Source organism: Inquilinus limosus MP06, from assembly GCF_000767795.1.
GTDB classification, from domain to species: domain Bacteria; phylum Pseudomonadota; class Alphaproteobacteria; order DSM-16000; family Inquilinaceae; genus Inquilinus; species Inquilinus limosus_E.
Genome location: NZ_JANX01000937.1, coordinates 1 through 1,449 on the forward strand (window position 1 = coordinate 1; position 1,449 = coordinate 1,449).

General features: G+C 74.8%; 1 protein-coding gene and 1 pseudogene. Both read right to left on the reverse strand.

The genetic code is table 11. The annotated features are described in order from the left end of the window. On the reverse strand, positions 1–886 hold an 886-nt coding region (locus P409_RS34155), incomplete at its 3' end, for an arginase family protein (RefSeq protein ID WP_052121706.1). A gap of 132 nt (positions 887–1,018) precedes the next feature. After that, positions 1,019–1,449 (reverse strand): annotated as a pseudogene (locus tag P409_RS39710) (hypothetical protein); the annotation flags it as partial.

Below are 1,449 nucleotides of genomic sequence, written 5' to 3' on the forward strand. Positions count from 1 at the left end.
GCCAGGTCCAGCCGACGGTGGCGGCCAGCACGGCGGTGACCTCGCTCTGGTCATAGGGCGGGCAGGTCTCCACCACATCGGCCCCGACCCAGGCGACGTCGCCCAGCCGGCGCAGCAGGGCCAGCGCCTGCCACGGGAACAGGCCGCCGGCCTCCGGGCAGGCGACCCCGGGCGCCAGGCCGGGGTCGATGCCGTCGATGTCGAAGGTCAGATAGGCCGGGCGGTCGCCGAGCACGGCGCGGATGCGCTCGACCGTCCGCTCGATGCCGTCGAGATGCACGCTCTCGGCCGACAGGCCGGTGATGCCTTGGTCCCGCGTCCAGGCGGCGGTGGCGCGGTCGACGGGGCTGTGCAGCCCGACCTGCACCGTCGCCCGCGGGTCGACCAGGCCGCGCTCGATCGCATGGCGCAGCCAGGAGCCGTGATAGATCCGCGCGGTCGGCGTGCCGGCCCAGCTGTCGACATGCGCGTCGAACTGCATCAGCGCCAGCGGGCCGTGCTTGGCCGCGGTCGCCTCCAGCAGCGGCAGGGTGACGGTGTGGTCGCCGCCCAGCCCCAGAAGCCGGGCGCCGGCCCCGATCTGCTCCGCCGCGGCGGCGCGGATCGCCTCCAGGCTGCCGGCGAGATCGGCGGTGACCGGCACCGCGTCCCCCGCATCGTACAGGTCCAGCCGCTCCTCCGGGCTCAGCGCCAGATCGGGATGGTCGTCGCCGGTCAGGGTGCGGCTGGCGGCGCGGATGGCACCGGGGCCGAAGCGCGATCCCGGCCGGTTGGTGGTGCCGAGGTCGAAGGGCAGGCCCAGCACCGCGGCGGCGGGGCGGCCGCCTTCCGGCCGGTGGCGATGCGGGGCGTTGAGGAAGGTCGCGATGCCGGCGTAAGGGGGCAATGATCCCTCCGTTGTTTGGGATCGGGGATGGTTCTATCGCCTCCCGGGGCTGTCAAGCGGCGCCGGCAGCCGCACTCAAGCGGAAGGGCCGGCACGGGGATGCCGGCCCTTCCGCGTCTCCGTCGGGATCGGTCAGAGCCGGTGGCCGCCGACGCTGATGCCGCTGTGGCCGCCGCCGAGATGGACGCCGACGCCTTTGCTGCCGCCGAGACCGACATTGATGCCGCCGGTGTTGCCGCTGGCGGCGCTGCCGCTGCCGCCGCCCAGCCCGACATTGAGGCCGCCCGTGTTGCCGGAGGCCGCCTTGCCGCCGAGGCCGAGATTCAGCCCGCCGCCGTTGGTCGAGGCCGCGCCGGTGCCGAGGCCGGCATTGACGCCGCCCGTGTTGCCGGAGGCGGAGGTGGTGCCGAGCCCGACATTGACGCTGCCGCGATCGGTCGAGGCGGCGCCGCTGCCCAGCCCGGCGTTGAGGCCGCTGGCATTGCCCGACGCGGCGCCGGTCCCGACCCGGCATTGATGCCGCCCGAATTGGTGGAGGCGGCCTTGCCGCCGACGCCGACATT